Annotated in this window: 17 protein-coding genes; 6 read left to right on the top strand and 11 right to left on the bottom strand. The window is 68.2% G+C overall.

What is annotated here, in order from left to right; translation table 11 throughout:
- Nucleotides 1-23: 23 nt before the first annotated feature.
- The 5 genes from ACIP5O_RS34350 to ACIP5O_RS34330 form a co-directional block, all read right to left on the bottom strand.
- Nucleotides 24-1703 carry a glycoside hydrolase family 13 protein gene (locus ACIP5O_RS34350; RefSeq protein WP_401300972.1) on the bottom strand — a complete coding sequence of 560 codons (1680 nt, stop codon included), beginning with the start codon at nt 1701-1703 and terminating at the stop codon, nt 24-26.
- A gap of 98 nt (nt 1704-1801) precedes the next feature.
- Nucleotides 1802-2695, bottom strand: coding sequence for a sugar ABC transporter permease (locus tag ACIP5O_RS34345; protein WP_401300969.1), 894 nt, complete (start codon nt 2693-2695; stop codon nt 1802-1804).
- Complete coding sequence (locus tag ACIP5O_RS34340; RefSeq protein WP_401300966.1) at nt 2695-3699, bottom strand: carbohydrate ABC transporter permease; 1005 nt, start codon at nt 3697-3699, stop codon at nt 2695-2697. Before ACIP5O_RS34340 ends, ACIP5O_RS34345 begins: the two co-directional genes overlap by 1 nt.
- Before the next feature lie 89 nt (nt 3700-3788).
- Nucleotides 3789-5063, bottom strand: a complete 1275-nt coding sequence (locus tag ACIP5O_RS34335) for an extracellular solute-binding protein (protein ID WP_401300964.1) — start codon at nt 5061-5063, stop codon at nt 3789-3791.
- Nucleotides 5064-5444: 381 nt separating this feature from the next.
- Entirely contained in the window at nt 5445-6515 is a 1071-nt protein-coding gene (locus ACIP5O_RS34330) for a LacI family DNA-binding transcriptional regulator (RefSeq protein ID WP_401300961.1), read from the bottom strand.
- A 568-nt stretch (nt 6516-7083) separates the two neighbouring features.
- Here ACIP5O_RS34330 and ACIP5O_RS34325 point away from each other — a divergent pair.
- The gene (locus ACIP5O_RS34325; protein WP_401300959.1) at nt 7084-7527 is read left to right on the top strand and encodes an ATP-binding protein; all 444 of its coding nucleotides are present in this window, start codon (nt 7084-7086) and stop codon (nt 7525-7527) included.
- Nucleotides 7528-7863: 336 nt separating this feature from the next.
- Here the strand turns inward: ACIP5O_RS34325 and ACIP5O_RS34320 are convergent, their stop codons facing one another.
- Nucleotides 7864-8433, bottom strand: a complete 570-nt coding sequence (locus ACIP5O_RS34320) for a mucin-2 (protein ID WP_401300956.1) — start codon at nt 8431-8433, stop codon at nt 7864-7866.
- A 676-nt stretch (nt 8434-9109) separates the two neighbouring features.
- On the opposite strand from ACIP5O_RS34320, the gene ACIP5O_RS34315 reads away from it, so the two are divergent.
- The 3 genes from ACIP5O_RS34315 (at nt 9110) to ACIP5O_RS34305 (ending at nt 11912) form a co-directional block, all read left to right on the top strand.
- Nucleotides 9110-9939, top strand: a protein-coding gene (locus tag ACIP5O_RS34315) for an IS5 family transposase (protein ID WP_401300983.1) whose coding sequence is annotated in 2 segments (ribosomal slippage) — nt 9110-9446 and nt 9446-9939 — 831 coding nt in all. Because the reading frame shifts where the segments join, the coding sequence is not laid out codon by codon here.
- Between the two features lie 656 nt (nt 9940-10595).
- Complete coding sequence (locus tag ACIP5O_RS34310) at nt 10596-11039, top strand: hypothetical protein (protein WP_401300954.1); 444 nt, start codon at nt 10596-10598, stop codon at nt 11037-11039.
- Nucleotides 11040-11408: 369 nt separating this feature from the next.
- A complete protein-coding gene (locus ACIP5O_RS34305; protein WP_401300951.1) occupies nt 11409-11912 on the top strand; it encodes a hypothetical protein in 504 nt (167 codons plus the stop codon).
- A gap of 1163 nt (nt 11913-13075) precedes the next feature.
- Here the strand turns inward: ACIP5O_RS34305 and mobF are convergent.
- Nucleotides 13076-15073 (bottom strand): MobF family relaxase, encoded by a 1998-nt coding sequence (gene mobF / locus ACIP5O_RS34300; RefSeq protein WP_401300948.1) that lies wholly within the window; start codon nt 15071-15073, stop codon nt 13076-13078.
- Between the two features lie 277 nt (nt 15074-15350).
- On the opposite strand from mobF, the gene ACIP5O_RS34295 reads away from it, so the two are divergent.
- A complete protein-coding gene (locus ACIP5O_RS34295) occupies nt 15351-15647 on the top strand; it encodes a hypothetical protein (protein ID WP_401300946.1) in 297 nt (98 codons plus the stop codon).
- A gap of 63 nt (nt 15648-15710) precedes the next feature.
- Here ACIP5O_RS34295 and ACIP5O_RS34290 read toward each other — a convergent pair whose 3' ends face one another.
- Nucleotides 15711-15878 (bottom strand): hypothetical protein, encoded by a 168-nt coding sequence (locus ACIP5O_RS34290; RefSeq protein WP_401300943.1) that lies wholly within the window; start codon nt 15876-15878, stop codon nt 15711-15713.
- Between the two features lie 172 nt (nt 15879-16050).
- Between ACIP5O_RS34290 and ACIP5O_RS34285 the strand changes: the two genes are divergently transcribed.
- Nucleotides 16051-16989: a hypothetical protein gene (locus ACIP5O_RS34285; protein ID WP_401300940.1), complete on the top strand. Its 939-nt coding sequence runs from the start codon at nt 16051-16053 to the stop codon at nt 16987-16989.
- Between the two features lie 73 nt (nt 16990-17062).
- Here the strand turns inward: ACIP5O_RS34285 and ACIP5O_RS34280 are convergent, their stop codons facing one another.
- The 3 genes from ACIP5O_RS34280 to ACIP5O_RS34270 form a co-directional block, all read right to left on the bottom strand.
- Nucleotides 17063-19057: a hypothetical protein gene (locus ACIP5O_RS34280; RefSeq protein WP_401300937.1), complete on the bottom strand. Its 1995-nt coding sequence runs from the start codon at nt 19055-19057 to the stop codon at nt 17063-17065.
- A gap of 476 nt (nt 19058-19533) precedes the next feature.
- Nucleotides 19534-20718: a ParB/RepB/Spo0J family partition protein gene (locus tag ACIP5O_RS34275; RefSeq protein WP_401300934.1), complete on the bottom strand. Its 1185-nt coding sequence runs from the start codon at nt 20716-20718 to the stop codon at nt 19534-19536.
- Nucleotides 20715-21962: a ParA family protein gene (locus ACIP5O_RS34270; RefSeq protein WP_401300932.1), complete on the bottom strand. Its 1248-nt coding sequence runs from the start codon at nt 21960-21962 to the stop codon at nt 20715-20717. Before ACIP5O_RS34270 ends, ACIP5O_RS34275 begins: the two co-directional genes overlap by 4 nt.
- Nucleotides 21963-22004 lie beyond the last annotated feature (42 nt).

Here is a 22004-nt window from a genome sequence, read left to right as displayed (position 1 = left end):
GGAGAAAAAAGGGGGGCGGTGGGTCAGGCGGTGGTCCACCACACGGTGGCGTCCGCGGGCAGGACGGTGTGGGCGGTGCCGGTGGTGGTGTGTTCGCTGGCCATCAGGGCCTTGCCGGGGGTGTCGATGGTGACCGGCTCGCCGGTGACGTTGACGGTGCAGATGAACGCCGGGCCGCCCTCGAGGGTGCGCTCGAAAATCAGGACGCCGTCAGGGCTGGGCAGCCAGCGCAGATTGTCGGCACTGCCGAGCGCGGGGTGGCTGCGGCGCAGGGCGAGCGCGCTGCGGTACATCTCCAGGGTGGAGGCGGCGTCGCCGGTCTGGGCCTGGACGCTGAGCGTGCCCCAGGTGTCGGGCTGCGGCAGCCAGGAGCCGCCGGACCCGAAACCGTAGGAGGTGCCGTCAGTGGTCCAGGGGATCGGTACGCGGCAGCCGTCGCGGAAGCCGTCCTGGCCGGCGCCGCGGAAGTAGGCGGGGTCCTGGCGGACCTCGTCGGGCAGGTCAGTGACGTCGGGCAGGCCGAGTTCCTCGCCCTGGTAGATGTAGGCCGAGCCGGGCAGGGCGAGCATGAGCAGGCTCGCGGCCCGGGCGCGGCGCAGGCCGAGTGCACGGTCGCCGGCCTCGCGGATCTGGGTGCCCAGGCCCGGCGGGTTGGCGAAGCGGGTGGCGTGCCGGGTGACGTCGTGGTTCGACAGCACCCAGGTCGCCGGTGCGCCGACCGGCCGCATCGCCTCCAGGGTGCCCTCGATGACCTGGCGCAGTTCTGCGGCCTGCCAGGCGGTGGCGAGGTACTGGAAGTTGAATGCCTGGTGCAGTTCGTCGGGGCGGACGTAGTTCGCGGTCCGCTCCAGCGTGGGGGCCCATGCCTCGGCGACACCGATCCGCTCACCCGCGTACTCGGCGAAGATGGTGTGCCAGTGGCGGTAGATCTCGTGGACGCCGTCCTGGTCGAAGCAGGGTCCGGCGTCGTTGCCCAGCAGCCGCATCCGCTCGTGGTCGCCGAGGTCGGGCAGGCCGTCGGCCTTGACCAAGCCGTGGGCGACGTCGATGCGGAAGCCGTCGGCCCCCAGGTCCAGCCAGAAGCGCAGGATGGAGCCGAACTCGTCGCGGACCGCCCGGTGCTCCCAGTTGAAGTCGGGCTGCTGGGGCGCGAACAGGTGCAGGTACCACTGGCCCGGGGTGCCATCGGGGTTCTTCGTGCGGGTCCAGGCCGGGCCGCCGAAGACGGACTCCCAGTCGTTGGGCGGCAGCTCGCCGTCCTCGCCCTTGCCGTCGCGGAAGTGGAAGCGTTCGCGTATGCGCGAGCCGGGTCCTTCGCGCAGGGCCTGCTGGAACCAGACGTGCTGGTCGGAGCAGTGGTTGGGGACGAGGTCGACCAGGATGCGCAGGTTCAGGCGGTGGGCTTCGCCGATGAGGGCGACCGCGTCGTCAAGGGTGCCGAACATCGGGTCGACGACCCGGTAGTCGGCGACGTCGTAGCCGGCGTCGGCCTGCGGGGAGGAGTAGAACGGCGACAGCCACACGGCGTCGACGCCGAGGTCGCGCAGGTAGGGAAGACGGCTGGTGATGCCGGGCAGGTCGCCCATGCCGTCGCCGTTGGAGTCGGCGAAGCTGCGGGGGTAGACCTGGTAGATCACCGCTTCGCGCCACCAGTCGGTGGCGGAGCCGGCGGGTGCGGGCTGGACGGCGGGCGACTGGGTCATAAAGGCGGGTCCTCACGTCAGGGCGCGGCGAAGCGGTGCGCCGGCGTGGAGAAGAGGGATGGGAAGAAGGTGCCCGGGTGGCTGGTGCCCGGAGGGGTTCAGCCCTTGGTGCCGCCGGCGGTGAGGCCGGCCACGAGGTGGCGCTGGACGACGTAGAACACCGCGCCGGCGGGGATGGCGATCAGGACCGAGGTGGCGGCCATGTAGTTCCACTGGGAGTTGAACTGGCTGATGTAGCTCTGCAGGCCGACGGCGAGGGTGTACTTCTCCTCGGTGAGCATGAACTTCGAGGCGAACGCGACCTCGCCCCAGGCGGTGATGAAGGTGTAGAACGCGGCGACGGCAAGTCCGGGGCGGGCCAGGGGCAGGATCAGGCGCCAGAAGGTGCCGAACGGGGAGAGGCCGTCGATGCGTCCGGCCTCGTCGATCTCGACGGGGATGGTGTCGAAGTAGCCCTTGAGCAGCCACGCACAGTACGGGACCGCGGTCGAGCAATAGATGATGATCAGCCCGCCGTAGGTGTCCAGGAGACCGAGGCTGCCCATGATCTTGTAGAGGGGGACCATGAGGACGGCGACCGGGAACATCTGCGTGAGCAGGAAGGTGTACATCAGCGAGCCTCGGCCGAGGAACTTCATCCTGGAGACCGCGTAGGCGGCGCTGGCGGCGATCAGAACGCCGATGAGCATGGTGCCGCAGGCGACGATGATGCTGTTGAGCATCCAGGTGCCGAAGTCGGTGTTCGTAAGGACGTGGGTGTAGTTGTCCAGCGTCGCGTTGCTGAGGATGCGGGAGGGGTGCTGATAGTCGTTCTTGTCGGGGCCGAGGGAGATGTAGGCGATCCACAGGACCGGGAAGACGGCGATGAAGGCGGAGACCGCGAGCAGGGTGTGCAGGGAGAGCGAGGCTCCGCGCCCGCGGCGGCTGCGCAGCCGGGCGGGATCGTTCAGGGCCTGCATGCCCCCGGCCGGCGGGGTGGTCATGGTGGTCATCACAGGGCCCCTTGGTCGTTGCGCTTGAGCCAGCGGCGGTAGACGCTCGTGAAGACCACGAGGAGCGACAGGCACAGGATGCCGACGGTCGCGGAGCGGGCGTAGTCCTGGGGCTGCTGGCCGAAGAAGAGCCGGTAGGCGTAGGTCACCAGGATCTGGACGCTGTCGCTGTTGCCGCCGAAGAGCAGGAAGATCACGTTGAACTGGTTGAAGGTCCAGATCACGCCGAGCAGGATCACGGTGCTGCTGACGGGCCGCAGGCCGGGCAGGGTGACGTTGACGAACCGCTGCCAGGGGGTGGCGCCGTCCATCTCGGCCGCCTCGTACAGCTCGCGGGGAATGGACTGCAGTCCGCCGAGCATCGAGATCATGATGAAGGGGAAGCCGCACCAGATGTTCACGCCGATCGCGGCGACCTTCTGGGCGAAGGGATCGCTGAGCCAGGACGGCCCGTCCAGGCCGAGGCCGAGGCCGATCAGGAACTGGTTGACGACGCCGTCGTCGGCGAGGATCAGCCGCCAGGCGAAGATCGTCACGAAGGTCGGCACGGCCCAGGGCAGGATCAGCAGCATGCGGTAGAAGCCGCGGGCCTTGATCTGCCGGTTGATCGCGACCGCCAGGCCCAGGCCGAGGGCGTAGGTGAGGGCGACGCAGGCGACCGTCCAGATCACCGTCCACACGAAGTGCGGCCAGAACTGGTTGTTGGCGCCGGTGAGGATCTCGGTGTAGTTCTTCAGCCCGACCCAGGAGTAGGAGTCGGGGATCTCGTTGACGCCGATGGTGCGCCCGACGTTCACGCTGGTGGCGTCCGTGAAGGTCAGGTAGATCCCCTGGATCAGGGGATAGGCCACCACGGCCAGCAACACCAGCACGACGGGCACGCACATGGCCCAGGCGTACCAGTACTGGTTGTAGGAGTTTTTGACGCGCTGCATCGGGCCGCGGCCGGAGCCCCGGCCGCGGTGGCTCTGGCGGGCAGTGTTGCCCTCGACGACTGTGGCCATCTCGGCACCTCATGGGACAGGGAAGGAAAAGGAGCGTCCGCCGGGCGGGCCGCCCCCTCGGCAGGCGAAGGGGGCGGCCCGCGGGGGTGTTACTGGGTGCTGAACTCCGGCAGGAGCTTCTTCGCCTCGGCGGCTGCCTTGTCCAGACCGCTCTTGGTGGCCTCCTGCTTCGAGACGATCTTGATGAGCTGGGTCTCGAAGGGGGTGTAGAGCGAGGAGTACTGGGCCAGCGGCTGGCGCGGCTTGCCGCCGCCCAGGAGCTGGGAGTAACCGGCGATGCCCGGGTTGGCGTTCACCTCGGCGGTGTAGGCGTCGTCGCGGGTCGGCAGGGTGCCGTTGGCGAGCGCGACCTTCTTCTGCGAGTCGGCGGAGGTCATGAAGGCGATGAACTTCTGCGACGCCTCCTGGTGCTTGGCGTCCGAACCGGCGTAGGCGACCAGGTTGTGACCGCCCAGCGGCGCGCCCTGGCCGGCGCTGCCCGCGGGCAGGGGGGCGATGCCGAGGTTGTTCTTGTCCTTGAACGCGGCGCCCTTGAAGACGTTGGCGTTCTCCCAGGGGCCCTGGATGATGGCGGCGACCTTGCCGCTGTTGAACGCGTCCATGATGTTGGCGTACGCGTTGCTGGTGGTGTCGAGCTTGCGGATGCCGGGGGCGGCCAGGACCGAGTTGAGGGTGTCGATGCCCTTGACGGCGGCCGGCGAGTTCAGCGTGATCTGCTTCTTCGCCGCGTCGACCATGTCGGTGTTCTCGCCGTACAGGAACGGCATGGCGTAGTACGCCTGGGGGTTGAAGGCGAAGCCGTCGACGCCGGTCTTCTCCTTCACCTTGGCCATGTCCGCCTTGAGCTCATCCCAGGTGGCCGGGGCCTTGGTGATGCCCGCCTTGGTGAACAGCTCCTTGTTGTACATCAGGCCCAGGGTGTCGGTGACCTGCGGGACACCGTAGAGCTTGCCCTGGTACTTGGCCTGCTCGATCAGGTTCTGCTTGAACTTGCCGCTCTCGGCCGCGGCGGCGGTGCCGTCCAGCGGGGCGAGGAAGCCGGCCTCGACGAAGCCCGGGGTCCAGCCGACGTCGGCGCGCAGCACGTCGGGGGCGCCCTTGCTGCCCGCGGCGGTCTGGAACTTTGTCTGCGCGTCGCCGAAGGGCACGCTGACGTACTTGACCTTGATGTTCGGGTTGGCCTTCTCGAAGTCCTTGACCAGGGTCTTGAAGGTCCCGGCCTCGTTCGTGGCGTCGGAGGTGTCCCACCAGGTGATCGTCACCGGGCCGGAGCTGTCGGAAGAGCCGGAGCTGCCGCCGGAGCAGGCAGTCGCAGAGATGGTGAGAGCCGCTACGACGACGGCTGCCGCAAGACCACGGCGCATGGGGAACTCCTCGGAGAAAGTCTGACCGGAAGGGCGGCCCGGGCGCTGCCGCCGGAGCGGGACGGAACCGACGACAGCTAGCAATCATGCACCTCCCGCACATATCGGTCGTGTCAGGAAGGCCGGGCCGCGGGTGGACTCCCCCGCCCACCCGAAGCGGGTTCCGCTGCGGGCGGCGGGGTGAGCCCCTCGCGAGCTCTTTGATGACGCAGACGTTAGCAGGTTATTAACAGCAGTTAGTTAACGTTTGTGTAACGTGGATGTTGGCAGCCACTCGCGGCGCCGCAGGACGGAACGGCCAACAGAAAGTGGTCTTGAGCTGGTAAAACGCCGCACCCCGCCACGCCGGGACGGCGGACGGGGTGCGAGTGAGGTGGGAAGTCAGTTCGTGGCGGAGGGCCGGCTCGTGGAGTCCCTGACGATCAGATGAGTGCCCAGCATCTGGTGGGGGTGCTGGTCCTCCTGCCTGATGGCCGAGAACAGCAGATCCGCCGCCGTGCGGCCCTTGGTCGTGATGGCCTGCCGCACCGTGGTCAGACGGGGCCGCATCCAGGAGGCGTCGGGCAGGTCGTCGTAACCGGTGATGGACACGTCCCGGGGAATCTCCAGACCCATGTCGTGCAGGGCGTCGACAGCGCCGAAGGCCAGGATGTCCGACATCGTGACGATCGCGGTGACGGGCCGGGCGGCCATGAACTTCTTGGTGGCCCGAAATCCGTCCATGCGCGTGGCCGGCACCTCGACGACCTCGATGTCCTGCACCGTCATCCCGGACTCCTCCAGAGCGCGGGCCACACCGGCCATGCGGCGGGCCAGCGGCCCCCGGTAGCCGCGCTCGGCCCGCTCGGGACCCGGATCGAACGACAACAGCGTGATCCGGCGGTGCCCGAGATCAAGGACGTGCCGCACCGCCTCGTAGGCACCGCCCTCGTCGTCGACATCGACACTGGAGACCCCCTCGTGGGGGCTGCTGTCCACGAGCACGAAGGGGATGCCGCGCCGGCGCAGTTCGGCGACCTCGCCCCGGTCGTGCTCCAGGCCGCACACGATGAACCCGTCGACCGCCGCGTACGGGATCGCCTTGAGCACCGAGTCCCGCAGCGGCGGGGTGAGCAGCATCGTGTACCCCTGCTCGTCGCACACCTGCCCCACCCCGGTGAGGAACCGGGCGTAGTACGGGTTCTCCATCACGCGCGCGAGATTCTGCGGCAGCAGCACACCCAGCGACTGGGTCTGCCCGGCCTTGAGCATGCGGGCCAGAGTGTTGGGGGCATAACCCAGCTCCTTGGCCACGTCCAGGATGCGGTCCCGGGTGGTGGCCGAGAGCTTTTCCGGGCTGTTGAACGCGAACGAGACGGCCGACCTCGACACGCCCGCCGCCTTGGCGACGTCCTTGGCGGTCGGCCGGGCCTTCCCGTCGCTCGAGGCAGTCCCGGATGTGATGGCCGGCATGTCTGCCCCCTGTGTCGGTAAACGATTAGTAACGGTATAGCGCACGGCCGCCGCCCCGCGCCACCGGCGCCCGGGACGACGGCCTCCCCCGGGAACGGAAGGGTGAGGCGCTGTCCGATACCCGCGCTCCCGTTACCGGTCATTAACTCATTAATAAATTGAGTTAGCAAACCTCTGAGCTGGCCCAACCGCCAGAATCAGCCACACCTGACCACATCCGACCGGCACGCCGCACGGCGGCCGGGCCCGTCCAGTCGCCACCCTCCAAGGCCTCACGGCGCGACGAAACAGCAGGCCGAGAGAGGATCCGCTTGAATCTCCCGGCAGATCTTCTCGACCCCTATGTGGTCGAGCGCGTTCACTTTCAGCAACCACCAGGAACGCAGGCGCAATCGGCCGAGATCGCGAGGCACGGCACTTCTGTCCCTCTTGACATGGATTGCTAACCCTTTATTAACTTGAGTGAATTCCTTCGGTTACCTCCCTGCCGACCAGCTCGCCACAGAGCTCCGCGACACCTCCCGGCAGGAGACCGAGCCCTCTCCTCTCCCGAAGCGGGGTAGCAGCCGTGAACGTCGCGACCCAGCCCACAGTCGTCCAGCGGCTCCGAACCAACCTGAACGTCCGGTCCAGCCGCCTTCCCCTGCTCAGGGCCCACCGTCCCGCAACCGCTGCCCGGCACCATGCCGACACCACCCTCACCGACTGGGGCCTTCCCCGGCCCGCGATCGACGACGCACTGGTCGTGGTCTCCGAACTGGTCACCAACGCCGAGCGGCATGCCGCCGGAGGACCGGTGGAACTGCACCTGCTCCTTCACGCCGGCCGACTGCTGATAGCCGTCCGCGACCGATGCCCTGCGTCCTTGACCACTACCGCCCGGCACACTCCCCGCACCGAAGAGGAATGCGGTCGCGGACTGTTCATCGTCCAAGCCCTGGCCACCTCCTTCGGCTGCAGGCGCACCGAAGCCGGAAAGACAACCTGGGCCTGGCTGCCCACTGCCGACTGAGGAGCTCCCGGAACTCGGCTGCCGTCTGCGGGTGAGGCTTGGCCGCCGCCAAGCGGACACGGGCCGCCATGATGTGTCGCGCGGCTTGCTTCTCGACCCACGCGCGGCCTCCCGCAGTGGCCACTACTGATCTTCTCGTTAGTTGGGTGGGCAGGTGATACGGGCGATCAGGGCGGTGGCGTTGTCCGCGTACGGGTCCCGCTGCGCGCGGGCACGCCGGACGGCGTCGTCGACCAGGAACTCGGCGACGTCGTACGGATCGCCGGTGAGGTAGCCGCCCAGGTCGTGGTCGATGTCCTCGCGGGGTTCGTAGGCGCCGTCGGAGGCCAGCAGCAGTCATCCGGGGCGGGCGGGGCCGGACATGTACTCGATGGCCGGGTGCCCCCAGTGCTGTTCGGTCTCCTCGTCGTCGCGGGTCCCGCCGAGGCAGGCGGTGATGAGGTTGCGGTCGCCGTAGCCGTCGCAGACGCGGCGGGCGTTGTGGTCCTCGGTGAGCTGTCGCAGGAGTCCGAGGCCGTCGAGGAGGGGGTGGGCGCGGGCGTCGCCCGACCAGGCGACGGAGAACAGGCCGCCGGGGGCGTGGACGGCGACGACGGCCGCGGCGGCGGGGAGGTCGTGGTCGGGGGTGTGGCGGGCGGGGTCGGCGGCGTAGCGCTCGTACTCGGCGCGCAGGCCGGCCTCCGCCTCGCCATGTCCAGCGGCCGCGCGGGCCAGACGCCGCGCGGCGGTACGGGTCCAGGCCCGGACTGCCGGGGTGTCGCCGACCCCGTCGAGGAGGGCGTAGGCGCGGGTGCCGTCCGGCATCGTGCACACCGCCGTCGCATCGCACTGGAACACCCGGTCCCCGAACCGCTGGACGGCGGCGTGCGTCTTGACGGCCAGATCCTCGTCGGTGTCCTCGTTCATGGCCGAAGCCTTCCAGAGCGCGGGCCGGGAAGGGGTGCTTCGCCAGGTCGCCGGGATGCCCGGACGGGTGAATCTCCTCCTCGCGTACGCGGGCGCGCTCTTAGAACCCCTAACAAAATGCGGGTCGGTCGAAGACTCCGCTGCCAACGGCGGGTGTGGCGTTGCATGACAGGATCCGGCTGTGACGTGTGATGTGTGTGGCCACGAGATGCGGCGGGCGCCGGTGGCTGAACCGCGAATGGCGTGGGACTTGCCGGTGAAGGAGCGGTGGTTCTGCTCCTGGTGCTACGCGTGGACCGAGCTGGGATACGGTCCCCGTGAGGTTTCACGACCCCAGTACCAGCCCATGTACGGGCGCTGGGAGCGGGCGGAATCGCCGGATCTTCCTGAGGACGTGGCCCACGCCTACGACACGGCCTATGCCTACACAGGTTCCGGCGCGACGCTGTGCGGCATAGAACACGAAAGCCTCTCGGTCTCTCCGTACTGGTGGGTGCCGGATCGGAGCAATGCCTGCGGTGCTTGCAAGGAGACCGCGGCCGTCATTGACCAGCGCTGGCCGTCGGAGATGCGTGGTGGGAATCGTGTCAACCCCACGCCTCCCCTCGGTTCCTGCTGGCCCCCTTTCTAGAGCCTGTCGTCAAAGCGATCTTGGATTGTGGATCATGGTGTGGTGATACGTCGCCATGAACTGTCCGATGCCGAGTGGGACCTGATACGCCCGTTGCTGCCCCGGCCTGCGCTGGGGCGGCCCCGGCTGGACGACCGGATGGTCCTGAACGGGATCGTGTGGAAGTTCCGCACCGGTGTTCCATGGCGGGACGTGCCCGAGCGATACGGTCCGTGGACCAGCCTCCACACCCGGTTCCGCCGCTGGGCAGCGGACGGCACGTTCGACCGGATGCTGCGGGCCGCCCAGGCCAAGGCGGACGCGGCCGGCGACATCGAGTGGCTGGTGTCGGTCGACTCGACAATCGTCCGCGCCCACCAGCACGCGGCCGGGGCCCGAAAAGGGGGCACCAGAGCCCGGCCCTCGGCCGGTCCAGAGGCGGACTGACCAGCAAGATTCACCTCGCCTGCGATGCGCTCGGCCGCCCGCTCGCGTTCGTCCTGACCGGCGGGAACACCAACGACTGCACCCAGTTCACCACGCTGATGAACGCCATCCGGGTCCCCCGGACCGGACCGGGCCGACCCCGCACCAGGCCCGATCACGTCATCGGCGACAAGGGCTACAGCTCGAAGGCGATCCGCACCTGGCTGCGGCGCCGCGGCATCAGACACACCATCCCCGAGCGGGCCGACCAGATCCGCAACCGGGCCCGCAAGGGCAGCCTCGGTGGGCGCCCTCCGGCCTTCGACGCGGAGATCTACAAGCACCGCAACGTCGTGGAGCGATGCTTCAACCGCCTCAAGCAATGGCGGGGCATAGCCACCCGCTACGACAAGACCGCCCAGTCCTACAAGGCAGCCGTCACCCTCGCGTCACTCCTGATGTGGGCCTGACACTTTGACGACAACTCCTAGGAGGGTTGTCGAACGCCTCGCGGGACCCTGATTTCCGGGGCTGGCCTGCGGAGACGCGCCCGGCAGGCGAAGCGGCCGTGGAGGGGGCGACGGAGGGGCCCGCGGAGGGGACCAGCGGGTCCCGATCGACGTCGTCGAAAGGCCGGCGGTCGCAGGGAGCGTGGTGGTCGCGGGCGGGGTCGGGCGTGGGTTCGGTGGGCACGGTGTCCTCGGTTTCCCCCGGCCTGCGGGCCGGGTCGGTGAGCGTCCGGCTCGTACGCGGAGGTGCGTACGAGCTGGGCCCACCGTGAGGAAGACCCCCTTGTCCGCGGTCTGACCGCCACCGGCATCCGGTGCCCGATTCCTCCTCGACTAGGCCACTGTCGTGCGGGTTTGTCCGTGAGCGGCATCACGGTCGGATCCCTGGAGAATGCGTCGGCCACCAGGGCGGTAGCAGAGCTGGACAAGGGGTCAGGACTGGACGTGCCGCCGGGGCGATCGAGGCAGCCGAAGGGGCGGTTTGACCCTTGCTGACCTGTTCGCCCTTTTGTGATGGGTGGGAGAAATCTCCGGGCTCTGTCCACAGGCCTGCGATCCGAGCATCGGTCTTGAGGCCGCCGTGATCAGCGGGGCGGCCCGGAACCGAGGAGCCGTACGTGCCCGAGAACACCACTGCCATACCGCTCGTCCCGATGACCCCGGACGCGGTGATGGACGTCTTCGACCACCTGCGGGCGGTCAGCGTCGACGACACCGAGTTCGCCGGCGAGCTCGCGGCCGCCGAACCGCGGATGCCCGAGCTGATCGTGGACGTCGTCGAGCGGATCGTCGTCCCCGTCACCACGGTCGGCGAACGCGGGCCGGAGCCGTGCGACGACTCCTTCGCCCTCGACGCCCTCGGCAGCGTCTTCGTGACCACCCTGCGCACCTGGGCCACGGCCGGCCCGCACACCGCCGAACCCCTCGCCCGCACCGCCCTGCACCTCATCACGCGGCTGCTCGTCCAGGACGACGAGGAGCCGGCCGACGTCCTGGAACACCTCAACAGCTCCGCCTTGCACCAGGCGATCCAGGCCCACCCGGCCCCCGCCACCCGATAACCCCTCTCTCCTCTACAGGCAGGCAGGCGGGTGCGGCAGGCGCTCGCCCCGACACGGACAAGGAGTCCCTGGCTTTGTTCGCGAGAACCGGCTCTGGCACAACTTCTGTGGTGTCGAGTCGAAGCTCGGTGGCCAAGGCTGGAGTGCGCCGGAAACCAGCAGGTCAGGGCCCTGTTGTGGGGCAGACAGAAGGCCGGTCGGGGTAGCTGCACAGAAGTTGTGCCAGAACCCGAGAACCGACAGCAGATGTTCACCACTTCGGGAGTCACCCGGTCAGCGGCCGTTCGATTTCCACTGAGGCCCGCCAGCGACTGGACCGACGAAGTATTCGGTTGTTCATGAAGGGCTGAACCTGCGACGGTCACCGGCATGAACGTGGTTCTGGGAGACAAGTCCAGGTTCGCCGCAGAGGTCGGCGAACCGGGCCCACTGTGCCGGGTCGACCTCTGGATGGCTGGAAAGTGGCTGACCTGCGACGACAATATGGCGTACGTCCCCCAGTTCCGCCGCGATGTGCTGGACACCGCTGCCTGGCTGCGGTCCGGCGAAGGTTCTTCCTTGCCGTTCGCCGGCTTCTCCGCCGAGGCCACACACCGGCGTCTCAGGCAGCACGCGGGGGACGACGACGAGTCCGAGGCCGACTACCAGCTGCGCAGCCGGTTTCGGTTCCTGCTCTGGGGGCCCACCACCGACAACGTGATGGCCTACCTGTTCCGCGAAGAGGACCGCTTGGTGATCACGCTGGACTTCTGGCGTGAGGAACACCTGGTCAGCCACCCCGAAGACGCCGGTGCGGTCTTCGGGATCGAGATCCCGGCCGAGGAGTTCATCGGGATCCTTGAGGGCATCGCGGCCTCGCTCGACGCCAGTTAGAGCGAGAGCCGCTCGGGATCCTTCGGTGCCGCCAGGTGGGTCTCTCTCCCCTGGGCGGGCTGATCCGAGGAGAGGCCCAGTTCGATTACGGGACTCACTCAAGTGACTCCCGAAGTGGTGAACATCTGCTGTCGGTTCTCGGGCTCTGGCACAACTTCTGTGGTGTCGAGTCGAAGCTCGGTGGCCAAGGCTGGAGTGCGCCGGGAACCAGCAGGTCAGGGGCCTGTTGTGGGGCAGACAGAAGGCCGGTCGGGGTAGCTGCACAGAAGTTGTGCCAGAACCGGTTCTCGCGAACAAAGCTAAGCCCCCATGGAAACGACGACGATGCAGACCGCCACCGCCTCGGCGCAGGCCGCCGACATCCGCGGCAACGTCGCCACCGGCCGACCGCCCGCCGCCTGACCCCGGGCGGCACATCCCGGTGGACTCCGCCCGGCAGCCGGGACGGTGTGAGATCCACCGGATGGAGTGGAACGGAAGTGGGCTCCGCCCTCCACCGGGTGGAGCCCACTTTCGTGGCGGCCACTTCGGTGGGAGCTGCGGCCCATCCGGTGCAATCCACCGGATGGGCTCCACTCGACAGGTCCGCCCCGGGGGGTCGAGACCGTGAACGGTGGTGTCCGTTTTACCCCTTGACTACCCCTTGACCGCACCGTTTGTCCCGGGGCCGGTGGAACCCACTTCCACGCGGTGGCGCGGTGCGGCACCCCCCGGCCGCACGGCCGCGCCAGGTGGAGGCAGTGGGATCAGCGGCGGTGGGAACGGTGCGGGTGTACGGCCCTGGGCGGGTTAGGCCGGCCCCCGGGGTACTGCCGCGTCCGGCACCCCCGCGCTGGCGCGGGCACGGCGGGCGCCGCGTACAGCACCGCCCGCAGCCGGACCGCGTCGGCGAGCTGCTCCAAGCGCTCCATGTACTCGGGTGTGAGATCCGGGATCGGGTGGGCCATGGCGAGGACCTCCGTACATCGGTGACCGGCTCCGCCCACCCTCGCCTTCCCTCCCCCACCTCCAGGGCGTGGCCGCCGGTCGCGTCCCATCCGGTGCGACCGTCACTTCGGCCTCCGGTCCACCCAGCGGGCTGAGGAACGAAGAAGTGGGTGGGCTCCACTCGGTGGGCGCCACTCTCCGCGGAGTGGAGCCCACCCGTGGAGAGTGGAGTCCACTCAGCGACTCGCCCCTCCATGTCCGGTGCCGGGCTGCCCAGGATGCTGCCCGTGCTCCTGGTCCTCGAGGACCGGTCGGGGAGCGGGAGCTTCGGGGCGGGTTTCATAGCGCTCCCGGAGCGCCTCGCCGCGCCTCTTCATCTCCTCGATGCGGGTCTGGATGCTGCTGATCTGCTCGGCGGTCAGGTCCTGTACGTCCGTCCCGGCGCGCGCCTTCTGTAGCGCCCGCAGCCTCTCCATGTAGTCCACCGGCTCGCCCCCGGCCTCCGGCTCCTCGACGTCGGTGTCAGGGAAGAGGAGGAGCTGTTCAGGCATCGCGGCCTGCTGGTGCGCGACGACGCCCTCGTAGTAGCGGGCGCGCCCCGCGCCGCGCGCGGTACGCAACTGGTGGGTGAGGGCGGTGGAGGCGATGACCGCGCGGTCGTAGCGCAGCGGGACGCGCGGGATCTCCCACTCCCCCAGCTCCACCGGCAGGACCGGAGCGTCGCGGGGGATGTCCCACTCCCCCGGCTTGTCCGGCGGGGCCGGGACGTTCGGAGCGGTGAGCCCGGCCGGGGGCCGGTGGTCGGCGTCGGGGGCCGCTTCCGGTGCGCGCCGGCGGCTGCGGGCCGGGTCGGGGTGGGCCCAGTGGGTGGTGTAGAGGCGGTAGTCCGCCAGCAGCCCGCGGGTGGTCTTCGGTTCGGTGACGTCCAGGCAGTACGCCGCGATGGCCGTGTCCACGATCTCGTCGTCCAGACCGGGTTCGCGGCGGCGACCGCGCTGGACCAGAGCGAGGAACCGGCGTGCCTCGGCGAGCAGATGGCGGCGGTGGAAGAGCCCGTTGCCGCTCATCACGAACACCATGGCGCTGACGCCGAGGGCGGCCAGGGCGACGTCCAGGGTCTCGGCGACCCTGGCACGGATCGCGGCGGCCGCGGCCCGGACCCGCTCCAGCAGCATGTCGACGAGCTCGGCGGCCTCCCCGAGGAACTCCTTCACGCTCGCCCTCCAGTCGGCGCGCAGCTGCGCGAGCGAGCGGGCCTCCGGCTTCGGCGGGCGCGTCTTCCTGGCCGCGATCCGGTTCAGCTTCGTACGGGCCTCCTCGGAGACGACGGGTGCGAACTTGAGGTTGCCGTCCTCGTCGACGGCGGTGACGTACTCGTGCTCCAGCTCCTGGCGGCACAGGTCGATCTCCTGGCCGCGCTTCGACATCCAGCCGATCAGCTCGTGCGGCACCCCGGCCACCTCCATCACGGGCCGGCGCCCCGTGCTGACGGTGCGCGGCTCGGAGGCCACGCCCAGCGTCTCGCACACCTCGGCCATGACGAGCTCGTTGTAGAGGGAGGAGGCCGCGACGACGTTCTCCAGCAGGGTCGTGGAATGGACCGCACCCCACTTCCCGTCCGGGCGCAGCCCGCGCAGGGACACCAGGACGTGGTCATGGAGCAGCGGGGTTCCGGCTCTCGACTCGTAGTGGCGGAAGCGCGCGAAAGCCAGGCCGTGGACGGGCCGGGTGGGGTAGCGGCCCTGGGCACCAACGCGGATGGTTGCCGCGTGGTCCTCAATCCAGACGAGCGTCGCCTCGATCGCCCGCTCATGCGCGGCCTCAATCACCCGCCGCACCTCCTCGCCGCCTAGCGCCCAAAGGAGCTGGATGGTCGGCTGCGGGCGGAAGACGAGATCCGCTCCGGTGACCTCCACGACCCGGCCGAGCTTCCCGGCCCTCGCCGCGACCGCCGGAGTCTTCCCGGCGGCGAGCGCCTCGGTGACGAGCCGGTCGCCGTGCGGGTGCCGGCCTTGCCCGAAGAGCTGGCGGAGCTCGTCCTCGGTGACGATCGCCCCGGCGCGCAGGCCGAGGTCGGCCAGACCCCGTCCTGTCCACCGGCCCGGCGGAACACCCACCTGTACCTGGGCTATACCGAGGGGTGTGCGGACGGGTCGGAGGTAGTCGCCGACGACGACCTGCCGCAGGTAGTAGCGGTACATCTGACCGCGCTTGAGCAGCCTGACATCCATCATGACCACCACGCCACACCGCGCTGACCAGTAAGAAAAGGCCGATCCGGTGCACGTCCCGCCTGGCGGGACGAGGCCGCCGACTTTCTCGCCCGCGTCCCGCCGGGCGGGATACGGCCCGGGGCCGGCCCGGAGTGTCATCGCTCTCCGGCACCACCCCCAACCTGTCGCCTGACGCCTATCAGCACCACGTAACGCACTCTTTCCGCTTCCCCCCGAACCCTCACCCGGTCCCCGGTATCCACCGGGGGCCTCGTCGTGCTGCCCGGAGGAAACCACCGTGCCCACGTTCGAGACCACCACCCGCTTCGCCGCCGACCTTGACCGCCTCACCCCCGCGCAGCGCCAGCGGTTCCGCCGCGCCGTCCTCGAGGCCTTCGTCCCCGACCTGCGCATTGGGCGCCGCTTCCACCCGGGCCTTCGGATCAAGGGCGTCCGTTCCGCCCCGGGCATCTACGAGCTGACCTGGGCGCCGGACGGGCGCGCGACGTGGTGCTACGGCCGAGCACGGATAACCGGGGACCGGCACATCGTGTGGCGCCGCATCGGGACCCACGACATCTTCGCCCGGCCCTGAGCGGAGCTTCCTGCCGTGCTCCGTCAGGTAGATGACGGAGCAAAGGGCTGGTGAGGCCGCGGCTCAGTCGAAGTAGACCTTGGCAATCCTCCGGCCTCGGTCGTCCTCCTGGTCAGTGAGCAGGTAGACGCAGCGGCCGGGAGCGACGTGTACCTCGTCACCCGTGGCGTGGACTCGATCGGTGGTGAGGGTTCGGCCGTGGTCCGGTCCGTACTGCAGCAGGATTTTCATGGAGCGGACCGTACGATCTGTAACGCCTTGCGTCTTGGGGTGCGGGCCGACGATACCCATAGGCAGCCGGGCTGGATCAGCATGCCTAGCATCTTGTCTGCTCTGTCCCATGGGTAGGCGTCTTACTGTGTGAAGCATCGCCCTATGCCCGACAAGCAAGGAGTTCTAGGCTGTGAATGTCGAGATTCCTCAGGCCGTAAGCAACACCGGGGCCCAGCTCGGAGCGGGTGTCCCTTACGCGTTGAAGGTCTTAGCCAGTCAGCTGGCAGACAATCCGGATATGGGTTGGCCTTCGGGTCTACCTGGCGTTCTCAACGTGGCGGTTGACGGCGACCTGTTCGAGGAATGCCCTGCCCTGGTCGTCGGCTACATCCGTGAGGCCGACCGGATCGAGATCCGGTACGTAAGCCCAGCCCCCTCCCGCGCTGCAAAAACTCAGGAGCAGGACCAGAGGCCGCTGGCGGAGACTGCTGCACCTGCTGCTGATGCGGTCACTGATCGACAGGTCACCGATGCTTGGGGGCGTTTCGCCGGCTGGCTCGAGCGCAATGCTCCTGTTTCTCGTGCCGCGCTGCGTGCCGGTGCCAGCCTTGCCGACATTGCCGCTCTGGAGAGCGAGCTCGGTATCCGGGTGCCTGGCGAGCTGAGTGTCCTGTGGACTTTGACTGCAGGTGATGACGGGGTCCACGGCCGAGGGTGCCTCCCGGGGAATACAGCACTGATGTCCCTGGAGGCTGTGGCTGCCTTCTACCGGATGAAGACAGATGCACAGGCCCACCAGGACACGCTCAACGTTGGTCGGTCCGAGGAAGACCAGGTGACTGTATGGGAGGCGTCTTGGATTCCGTTGGTTGCTCTGGGCCCGGCCGACAGCACCTCGGGCTTGTACCTGGATGCCGCAACCGGCTACCTGGGCCGTTGGTCTCGGTATGGCGAAGGTCCCGGTGACGAGCGTGACACTTTGGTCACATACCTGGAGGAGGCTGCCGACATGGTCGAAGCCCCAGCCTTGGCGGCGCGCGACAAGCCCGGTTTGGTCGATGGCGCGCTGGTGTGGCTGAGCAGTATCGATCCCGTACAAGAAGGCCAGTGGCGGCCCTTGGCCGGCTGACAGCAAGGGGTGAGGGGGCTTGCCTGCAGGCCAGCCCCCTCACCTGTCCTCATCTACGGCGCTTCAGCCTGTGTCAGCCGATCTTGCGCCACGTGCAGGTGGTCGCGGCCGAGGTGCAGTGTTCGAAGCCCGGCAGGGTGACGAAGAACCCGTCGCCGTCCAGCATCCGCCATGCCGGAGCCGGGAACCCGTTGAACGCCTGCTGGTTCTGCGTGCTCGGGATCGCCGCGCGTCCGCACCGCTCGGTGCCGCTGGGGCCGTTCGTCGCAGTGCGGGTGTCGGCGAGGATGCCGAAGTTCGCCGTTCCGTCGCCCATTTTGTCGGTGAACAGTTGGGCGCACTTGCTGCCCGAGGTCACCAAGTTGACGCTCTTGGGGTAGCCGCCGGATTCATGGGTGGAGGCCATGGCGAACTCGTCGCAGTCGACCGATCCGACCGATGCGTCGGAGGGGTGGACGCTCCAGGTGCTGTCGCATACGCGGGTGCGGCTGTTGTCCGATGTCCATGTGCCGCCGGCGCTGTTCTTCACCGGTGTGTCCGGGCCGAGGTAGTGCATCAGGGAGTCCCACCGCTTGGAGCCGGCGTGATCGGGCATCACCTGCTGCATGTACCAGTAGTAGGCGCCGGCCGCCGGGTAGAGGTTGGTGTCCACGGTCCAGGTCGTCTTGAAGAATGGCAGCACGCAGCCCGGCGCCGAGCCCTTGACGATGTCGTCGCAGCGCGGTGCGAGTTCCCGTACCTGCGTGATGCCGGAGGTTCCGAAGTCGGCGGTCGCGGAGGCGTCCAGGCTGACGTCGACGGTGCCGCGGATGGCCCATCCGAGGTCGATGGTCTCCTTGCCCGTGCCGGACCAGGTGGTCTGGACGGTGCCGTAGCGGGCGTTGAGGGGGCCGGCTTCGGAGAATGCCCAGTGGCCGGTGGCGGGAGCGCCGTAGATGTCTGTCCACCGTGTCTGTGAGGTGGTGCAGGACGAGCAGTTGTTGGTGGGTAGCCAGGTGAGGTTGACGCCCTGGAGGGCGGCGTCGATGTTGCGGGGCATGGCGACGAGCTGCTGGTCGAACTCGGCGAAGTCGGATCCCGATGCGCCCTTGTTCGGGTAGGTCTTGATCCGCTGCTGCAGGTCGAACGTGGCTGTGCCGAGGGAGGGCAGTTGCGGGTCGGTGTCCAGGAAGATCAGCGTGGCGGTGCCGAGGTTCTTCAGGCACGCCTCGGTGCGGTTCATGTAGTCCTTGCCGACCGGCTTGCTTCCGCACCACGACACCAGGTCAACCGGTCCGGCGGCCGAGACTCGCGGGGGTGTGGCGGGTTGCTTGTTCTGCTCGGATGGCGGAGTGACCTCGATGCACAGCTTGCGGCCCTGGGCATCGATCGTAGAACAGGACGGCTTGCCGGTGGCCTTGAGACCGGTCAGAGCGACAGCGCCCGGGTCGGTGCGCGTGATCTCGGTTTCGGTCTGGGCCAGCGGGTCGATCGTCGACGATGCCTGCGGTGCGGGGAACTTCACGTACGGGTCGATGCGGAAGTCCGCCCAGGGCGACCAGGTCGTTTCGTACAGGCTGCCGTCGTAGGCGGAGGTGCGGAACTTGTACAGCACGCCGGGCTTCAGCTTGCCGTACGGGACCTTCACCGAGGTGGTGGCACCCGAGGCGACATACGGGGAGACCAGTACGCCGTGCTGGCCTGTTCCGTCGAGGTCGACCTGTGCCTTCGGGGTGCCGTCCGCGTTCGTCGTGTAGACCTGGAACGTCAGGTTCGCGGTGTCCCCGTCGGCGTCGGTGACGGTGTTACGCAGCACCACCTGAGGGGTGATGACCCTCCACACGGTGCCCGACTTGGAGAACTTGGGGCCGGCCGATGGGGTCTTGCCCGACACTGGCCGTGCGCCGCCAGCGGCGATGACCGACAGGTCCTGCGGTCCGGCTGCGGCGACCGCGGCTGGCAAAGCCCCCACTCCAGGAGCAGGAGGGGTGGGAGCGGCTGTCGCGGTGCCTGCTCCTGTCCCGGCCAGCAGAGCCAGCGCGGCTCCGGCGGCTATGTGCCGCCACATCGGTAAGCGGTTGATCTTCACTTCTGTGATCCCCTTTTTATGGGTTGTACGCGCCCGCCGCGCACCCCATCACGGCCTGGGTCACCGCGACAGGAGGGAGATCACTGTTTACGAGGTGGCAGAGGAAACAGGCCAGCACGTTCGAATGGGTTGGCATACGTCGCACCTGCCGCTATTTACCGCTTACGCGGTGTCCGCTTTGTCGCGCATGGGCCTGTCGGTAGGTGATCGTGCCTGGCATGGTGATGGTGGGGGAGTGCTGTGCGGTGGTTGCACGAGGCGCATACTGCCGCTTCCAGGAAAGGCCTGCTTCAAGGTGCAGGATGTGGTGGGCACAGAGTGTGAGAGGGCGGAACCTGTTCTCGTATGAGGTCGAGAGGGTCTCGTGATGTAACTGCGGCGGGGGTGGGCTTTACGGCATCGCGTTGGGTACCCAGACAGCAAAAAGGGCCTCTGCTCCCCTTCGGGTGTGGGGGAGCAGAGGCCCTTGCGGCTGGCTATGTGTCCTTCAGAAGCCCTGCGGCAACTTCGTGAAAGATGGCTGCGAGGGAGGAGCGGGCCTGTGCGGGGAGGGTTCCGCGCATGTCGGTGATGACGGCTTCGACTCCCTGGCTCCTTCGGAAGTAACGCAGGATGAACTCGCTCCGCTCGGCAGGGTCCAGCCGGTCGAATGCGGCATCCATGAGCGCTGCTCCGTCGTGCCAGGGAACCTCGGCACTGACGGACGTCTGGGAAGTCTCGCTGAGGGTGTGTTGCTCGAATGCAGGCTGTGTGGTCTTCTCCTGTGACTCAGAGCTGTTCCTCTGGGCGGGAACGTCATCTGCCGAGGCGTGTGCCTCGTTCTGGGGGGCAGCGGGGTTATCACGGCGTGATAGGTCTGCTGCGCCGTCGGGCTGTGGACTGTTGGCAGGGGGAGCGATCGTGCCAGCGCCAGGGTTATCACGGCGTGATACCCCCCGTTTGGCAGTGGCCTTCTTCTCTGCGGCTTCGGCACGTGCGTCAGCCTTGGCGCGCTGCTCTTCGGGCGTCAGGTTGGCAAGGTTACGGACGTGCTCGACGGTGCGGCGCCCTTCGACGAGGTCGGCCTGGAGCGTGGGGTCGAGCTCGAGGATGGACAGCTTGGAGGAGATGGTCGACTGTCCGATGCCGAGTCGCTTGGCGGCCTTGTTCTGCGATCCGTAGAACTTGACCAGCGTCTTGAGTGCGTGGGCCTGTTCGATGGGGTTCATGTCGTCGCGGTGGACGTTGGCGACGAACGCGGCTTCGAGGAGGGCTTGGTCGGTGGCGACGAGTTTGTTGTTGACGCTGACCCGGATGGTGTCCTTGCCGGCGATTCGGGTGGCTTCGAGGCGGCGGTGGCCGTCGACGACGACGTATCGGGTGTCCTCGTCCAGGTCTCCGGCTCGGTCGGGCCGCTCGGCGAGGTAGGCGTCGAGGGTGGCGATGGTGATGGAGTTGACGAGCCCGATTTCGCGGATGCTCTCGGCCAGGCCGTCGAGGTTGCGGAGTGCCTCGCGTGGGTTGTCGGGGTTCTGGCTGATGAGGTGGAGGGGGAGTTCGGTCGGGTCGGGGACGCCTTCGGTGGGGGCGTCTGTAGCGGCGCCGATCGCGGCGCGGCGTGCGCTGATGGGGCGGGCCTGGGTGAAGGACGTGCCAGCGCCGAGGTTTTTGGCCTTGCTCACTTGCTGATCTCCCGGGCGAGGGCGCGGAGGGCGACGGACTGCTCGCACCGGGGTGCGTAGGCGAGGAGGGGGCGCTTGGCGCGGACGGCTTCCTTCTGTTCCTTGAGGTCTCCGATGACGCCGACGACGCGCGGATCCTTTATGTCCATCCAGGACTGGAGGGAGGAGGTGGCGATGTATCCGCGGCGGGCGTCGTAGTGGTTGACGACGAGGCCGAGGTAGTCGATGTCGAGGGCGAGGTCGCCTCGCATGTCTTCGATCTGGGAGGTGAGCAGGCCGTAGGCGTCGGCGCTGCTGTCTTCGGCCTGGACAACGATGAGGACGCCGGAGTTGCCGGTTGTTTCGTTGTCCCGGCGGCGTCCGTAGTAGGAGGCGGCGTCCATGCTGAGACCGAGGCTGGGGGGACAGTCGATCATGATGACGTCGTAGTCGGCTTCGACGGGACGCAGTGCGCGTTCGAGGGCGGCTTCGCGGGCCCGTACGGAGGCGAGACGGACGTCGAGGAGGAAGGCGTCGGTGCAGGCGGGCAGGAGGTGGAGTCTGCCGCCGAAGCGGTTCTCGTCCACGGTGACGATGAGGTCGGACAGTTCGCCCTTGCCTTCGCCTGCCATGTGGTTGGTGAGGGAGTCCCCGTTCATGGCGAGCGGTTCATGGCCGAGCTGCTTGGTGAGGTGGCCCTGGGGGTCGAAGTCGACCAGGAGTACGCGCAGCCCGAGGCCGGGAAGGTCTTCCAGGGCGAGTGGGTCTTCGGGCCGGTTCTCCTCTTCGAGCAGTGCGGCGAAGTGCTTGGAGACGCGGACAGGGACGAGCGCGGTGGGGTCTTCGGCAAGGGCTTCGCCGAGGCCGGCGGTGATGGCGGTCTTGCCGACGCCGCCTTTCTGGTTGCAGACGATGAAGCGTCGAACCGTCGCGGGCCGTTTGACCTCGGGCGCGGGGTTGTTGTCGAGCCAGAGGGTGACGGCTTGGGCGATGCCTTGGGTGAGGGAAACACCGCGGTTCTTGCAGTCGTCGCGGAATCCGTCCCACAGGCCTTCAGGGAGGAAGGTGGCGTAAGTCTCTGCTCCTGCGGTGTCGACGGACGTGGGGTTTGAACCGAGGCTGCGCCAGGCAGTGATGCCGGCTTCGACAGCGTTCTGCATGTCGAGGCCGTGGAGCGCGGCGCGGATCTTGAGGTCCTGCCGGAGGATGCTGGTGAGCTTGGTGACGACCTTCTCCCGGTCGCCGCCCGTGTCAGGTGACGTCATAGGCGTCACTGTACTAACTACTTAGATCAATTTCAGCCATTG

Source organism: Streptomyces sp. NPDC088915, from assembly GCF_044749825.1.
GTDB lineage: Bacteria > Actinomycetota > Actinomycetes > Streptomycetales > Streptomycetaceae > Streptomyces.
This window is presented reverse-complemented; position numbering and strand designations above follow the sequence as displayed.